Origin of the sequence: Rhodoferax sp., from assembly GCF_039922535.1 — a bacterium.
In the GTDB taxonomy this organism is placed as follows: domain Bacteria; phylum Pseudomonadota; class Gammaproteobacteria; order Burkholderiales; family Burkholderiaceae_C; genus Rhodoferax_B.
In genome coordinates this window covers 1-5312 of the sequence record NZ_JBDTEM010000157.1, presented here as the reverse complement: position 1 = coordinate 5312, position 5312 = coordinate 1, and the positions used below count along the sequence as shown (strand labels likewise).

At 61.3% G+C, this 5312-nt stretch carries 6 protein-coding genes; all 6 read left to right on the top strand.

The features are described 5' to 3' along the window. Positions 1-780 (top strand): shikimate dehydrogenase (locus ABI213_RS07455; RefSeq protein ID WP_348026586.1); only part of this gene is annotated, 780 nt, incomplete at its 5' end. A gap of 24 nt (positions 781-804) precedes the next feature. Further along, positions 805-1977, top strand: coding sequence for an ABC transporter substrate-binding protein (locus ABI213_RS07450; protein ID WP_348005718.1), 1173 nt, complete (start codon positions 805-807; stop codon positions 1975-1977). A 201-nt stretch (positions 1978-2178) separates the two neighbouring features. Continuing rightward, positions 2179-3054: a branched-chain amino acid ABC transporter permease gene (locus ABI213_RS07445; protein WP_348005719.1), complete on the top strand. Its 876-nt coding sequence runs from the start codon at positions 2179-2181 to the stop codon at positions 3052-3054. Positions 3055-3220: 166 nt separating this feature from the next. Next, entirely contained in the window at positions 3221-4192 is a 972-nt protein-coding gene (locus tag ABI213_RS07440; protein WP_348005720.1) for a branched-chain amino acid ABC transporter permease, read from the top strand. Further along, entirely contained in the window at positions 4189-4947 is a 759-nt protein-coding gene (locus ABI213_RS07435) for an ABC transporter ATP-binding protein (protein WP_348005721.1), read from the top strand. Before ABI213_RS07440 ends, ABI213_RS07435 begins: the two co-directional genes overlap by 4 nt. Before the next feature lie 2 nt (positions 4948-4949). Then, the coding region (locus ABI213_RS07430) for an ATP-binding cassette domain-containing protein (protein ID WP_348026584.1) at positions 4950-5312 on the top strand (363 nt) is incomplete at its 3' end.

Below are 5312 nucleotides of genomic sequence, written 5' to 3'. Positions count from 1 at the left end.
CCGGTGCAGGTGGCCCCGGCCGATCTGCAGGCGTTTGTGAAAAGCGCTTTTGCCGCCCCGAATGTGCAGGGCCTGTGGGTCACCATTCCGCACAAGGCTGCGATGCTGGACGCGTTGGACAGCCTGTCCGACATCGCCCGTATGGCCGGTGCCGTCAACGGTGTGCGGCGCGGGGCCAACGGCACGCTCGACGGCGGCCTGTTCGACGGCGAAGGTTTCGTTGCCAGCCTGGGCTACTTCGGCATTGCCTATGCCACCCAACGCGTGCTGGTACTGGGCGCAGGCGGTGCGGCGGCGGCGATTGGTGCGTCGTTGGCCTTGGCCGGTGCGCAGGCCCCGGCCGAAATTGCTTTTTATGACCCCAGCAGCCAGCGCGCCGCCGAAGCCGCCGCCCGCATCACAGCGGGCTCGACCGTGAAAGCCTGGGCCGCCGCCAGCAACGACCCGGCCGGGTTCGATGTGGTCATCAATGCCTCGCCCTTGGGCCTGAAGAGCAGCGACCCCCTGCCCTGCGACGTGGCGCGCATGGACACCGGTGCGGCGTTGGTCGATATTTTGATGAAAAACCAGCCCACGCCGGTGGTGCGCGCCGCCCGCGCCCGCGGCCTGGTGGCCGAGCCGGGGTTCGAGATGATGATCCAGCAAACCCATTGCTATCTGGATTTTTTTGGTTTCGCCGATGCGGCCCAAAAGATACGCGAAGATGCCGATTTTCTGCGCGAACTGATTTACCCTGCCGAGTTGCTCGGCGAGATCCGAAAACCCGCCTCGTTTTTTTAGTCCACAACCACCCGGAGACACACCATGACCAAACGCATCACTCTCAAATTAATAGCCGCCTGCGCAATTGCTGCCTGCGCTAGCGGCGCTTTTGCCCAAGAAACCATCAAAATCGCCAACATCGTCGAGCTGTCGGGTGGCGGCGCCACGGCAGGTACCAACTTCAAAAACGGTGTGGAACTGGCGGTCAAGGAAATCAATGCCGACGGCGGCATCCTGGGCAAGAAGATCGAGACCATCACCACCGACACGCAAAGCAACCCCGGCATCGCCAAGGGCCTGACGCAAAAAGCCATCGACAACGACGTGTTCGCCATCTTTGGCCCGGTGTTCTCCGGCTCCATCATGGTCAGCATGGCCGAGTCGCGCCGCGCCGAGATCCCCAACTTCACCGGCGGCGAAGCGGCCAGCATCACCAAGCAGGGCAACCCCTACGTCTTCCGCACCAGCTTCACCCAAGAAACCGCCATGCCCAAGGTGGCGCGCTACATCAACCAGGTGGTCAAGGCCAAAACCCTGGCGGTGATCTATGTGAACAACGACTTCGGCAAGGGCGGCCTGGACTCGATCAAGAAAGCACTGGCCGGCACCGACACCAAGATCGTCGCCGAAATCTCCAGCGACAGCGGCCAGGTTGACTTCTCGGCCCCGGTGCTGAAGGCCAAGCAAAGCAATGCCGATGCGGTGTTTGCCTACTCGAACGAAGAAGAGTCGGCCCGCATGCTGCGCGAGCTGCGCAAGCAAGGCTGGACCAAGCCCATCATTGGTGAAACCACCTTGACCGGCCAGAAGGTGATTGATCTGGCAGGCGACGCGGCCAATGGTGCCATCGCCCACGTGGGCCTGACGGTGGATGCACCGATTCCGGCTATCCGCGCCTTCCGTGCCAAGTTTGAAAAGGCCTACGGCTACATCTCGGACCACAACGGCATGAAGGGCTACAGCGGCATCTATGTGCTGAAAGCCGCCATCGAAAAAGTCGGCAAGCTGGACCGCAAGGCCGTGGCCGCCGCACTGCACGGCCTGAAGGTCACCACCGACAAATACCCTGGCGTGCTGATGAATGTCGAGTTCGACAAGAACGGTGACCTGGACCGCGAAAGCTTCATGGTCGAAGTGAAGAACGGCAAACAGGAAGTGATCGCCATGGTGCCGCCACTGAACGCAGCAAACGTCAACGCCAAGATGAAAAAGTAAGTACCCCCCAGGCTGCAGCGCTATGCGTCTTTCGCCCTCCCGCTCGCATCGGTTTGAACAGTCGATGCGACATGCAGGGGGCAACACCTGCGGCCTGGCAACGCCAGATCTACGGTGTTTCTGGACAGCGTGCGTTCTGGCTGTAGCGGGCGCCTGAGAAATGCCGCCCCCGCTATCCCACACTCCCACACAGGAACTACCGTGACCGACTTTCTCCAACTCTTCTTCAGTGGCCTGGCCACCGGGGGCATTTACGCGCTGGCGGCCCTGGGCTTTACGCTCTTGTGGCAAGCGGCAGGCACCATCAACTTTGCCCAGGGCGAGTTCGTGATGCTGCCCGCCTTCATGATGCTGGCCTTTATCAACATGGGTGCGCCGTTTCTGGTCAGCTTTCTGCTGACTTGCATCGTCGCCACTTTGGTCCTGGGCTGGGCCTTCAAGCGCGGCATTGTGGACCCGCTGTTCAAGTTCGGCATGATGCCCATCGTGGTGGCCACCATCGGCTTGTCCATCGCCCTGCGCAACGGCATGCGGGCAGGCTACAGCGCCGAAGCCCATCCCTTCCCCAGCCTGTTTGCCGACAAGCTGTTCAACCTTGGCGGTGTCACCATCACCCTGGCCGACGTGGGTACGCTGGTGCTGGCCCTGCTGCTGGTGTTTGCCACCCAGGCCTTCCTGCAAAAAACCATCACCGGCCGCGCCATGCAGGCCGTGGCGCAAAACACCGAGAGCGCCAGCGTGCTGGGCATCAACGTGCCGCGCATGATTTTCTACACTTTTGCCATCAACGCCGTGCTGGCCTGCGCCGCCGCCGTGCTGGTCACACCCACGTATCTGGCCAAGTTCGACATGGGCGAATCGCTGGGCAACAAGGCCTTCTTCGCGGCCATCATCGGCGGCTTCAACAACTCGCGTGGCGCGCTGCTGGGCGGGCTGATCGTGGGCGTGGCAGAAAACCTGGCTGCGGCCTACATCTCGCCTGCCTACAAAGACGCGGTGGCGCTGGTGATTTTTATGGTGGTGATTCTGTTCAAACCCCAGGGCTTGTTGGGTAAAAAAGAAGAACGGAAAGTCTAAGGATGCTCCACATGACTCCACACGCTCGTCGCATGCCCAGGATTGGGCGGTCTGCGGCGTTGCACTTCTTGCCAATAGCGGTGCTATTGGCTGCAAATTGCGCCTTGCATCCCATCCCAACCCGTGCCGCGCCGAATCGCGCGAAGCCATGCGGAGCATCCACGCCATGAAAAAATCCACTCTTATTTCCATAGCTGTCGCCGCAGTATTCCTGTGCGTTACACCCCAATTTCTTAAAAATTACGGCATCTACCTGATGACCACCTGGCTGATCTTCGTGATGGCCACCATGGGGCTGAACCTGACCGTGGGCTACGCCGGGCAGAAGTCGCTGGGCCATGCCGCTTTCTTTGGCATCGGGGCCTACACCATGGCGCTGCTGCTCAAGGCTGGCCTGGGCTGGTGGCTGGGCATTCCTGCAGCGGCTGCGCTGTGCTTCTGCGTCGGCCTGGTGCTGGGCTTTCCGGCTCTGCGGGTGCAGACCATCTACCTGGCGTTTGCCACGCTAGGCTTTAACACGGCCGTCTGGCTGGTGATGCGCAACGAAGAATGGCTGACCGGCGGCACCTTCGGTATCAACGACATTGCCCGTCCGGCCTTTGCCGACAGCAATCTGCGCTACTACTACCTGGTGCTGGCCGTGGCCGTGGTGCTGGCGCTGCTGCTGTGGGGCCTGCTGCGCAGCCCTTGGGGCAAGGCGTTTACCGCGCTGCGCGACAACCCGATCCGGGCCGAGAGCCTGGGTATCAACATCCGCTCGTACACCCTGCTGTCATTCGCCATCGGCGCGGCCTATGCCGGGGTGGCGGGTGCCTTGTTTGCGTCACTGGTGCAGTTTATTGAGCCCGCACCGTTTGCCGTGGGTGCGTCCATCATGATGTACCTGATGGTGGTGGTGGGCGGCCCCGGCTACTTCCTGGGCCCGGTGGTGGGAGCGGCGGTGGGCGTGATCGTGCCCGAGTGGCTGCGTGACGTGCCCGGTGTGTCCGACTGGTATCTGCCGCTGTTTGGCGTTGCCGTGGTGATTTTGATGGTGTGGCTGCCCGACGGGCTGCTGAGCCTGCCCGACCGCATGAAGGCCAAAAAACAATCGAAAGAAGCCAGCGCTGCCCGTGCTGCAGCAGGAGCCAAGCCATGAGCCAGTCCCTTCTCAAGGTCACTGACCTGAAAAAAGCCTACGGTGCCATCCAGGCCGTGGGCGGTGTGAGCTTTGAAGTCCAGCCCGGCGAAATCTTCGGCGTAATCGGCCCCAACGGCTCCGGCAAAACCACGCTGTTCAACAGCATGCTGGGCCAGATCACCCCCGACACCGGCAAGATCGAACTCAACGGCGAAGACGTAACCCAATGCGGCCCGCTAGAACTGAACCGCCGCGGCATTGGCCGCACCTTTCAGACCCTGCAGGTGTTCGGCAAGATGAGCGTGCGCGACAACTTGATCGTCGCCGCCCAAGAGCACCAGGGCACGATGTTCAGCCGCATGTTCGCGCCTAGCGACTCGGGGCTGGGTGGTAAGGCCGACGCGCTGATCAAGCGCTTTCGCATCGAACACGTGGCCGATAAAAAGGCCGGTGAACTCAGCTACGGCCAGCAAAAGCTGGTGGACATCGCCATGGCCTTTATGAGCGAACCTGATTTGGTGCTGCTGGACGAACCCTGCGCGGGCGTGAACCCCAGCCTGGTCGGCGGTATCTCGACTTTGCTGAAAGACCTGAACCGCAACCCCGCCAGCGGCAAGAAAAGCAGCTTCGTGGTCATCGAGCACAACATGGACTTCGTGATGGACCTGTGCCACCGCATCATGGTGATGGTGGAAGGCAAGGTGATGGCCATCGGCACACCGGCCGAAATCCGTGGCAACAAACAGGTTTTAGATGCCTACCTGGGAGCATAAAAATGAGCGACACCTGTATTGAATTCAACGACGTGGTGGCGGGTTACAAGGACTTCATGATCCTGAACAACCTGAGCTTCAAGGCCCAGACCGGCTCCATCACCCTGCTGCTCGGCCCCAACGGCGCAGGCAAATCGACGGTGTTGAAAACCCTGTTTGGCCTGCTCAAGCCGCGCCAAGGCAGCATCAAACTGTATGGCGAAAGCGTCGTCGGCCTGACCCAAAAAGAGCTGCTGGCCAAGGGCATCGCCTTTGTGCCGCAGGGCCGCAACCTGTTTGGCCAACTCACCGTGTACCAGAACCTGGAACTGGGCGGCATCACGCTGGGCATGAAAACCACGCATGCGCGCATCCCGGAAGTGCTG

Coding starts and splice junctions, on each gene's coding strand:
- ABI213_RS07450 (WP_348005718.1), top strand. CDS start 805: ATGACCAAACGCATCACTCTCAAATTAATAGCCGCCTGCGCAATTGCT.
- ABI213_RS07440 (WP_348005720.1), top strand. CDS start 3,221: ATGAAAAAATCCACTCTTATTTCCATAGCTGTCGCCGCAGTATTCCTG.
- ABI213_RS07435 (WP_348005721.1), top strand. CDS start 4,189: ATGAGCCAGTCCCTTCTCAAGGTCACTGACCTGAAAAAAGCCTACGGT.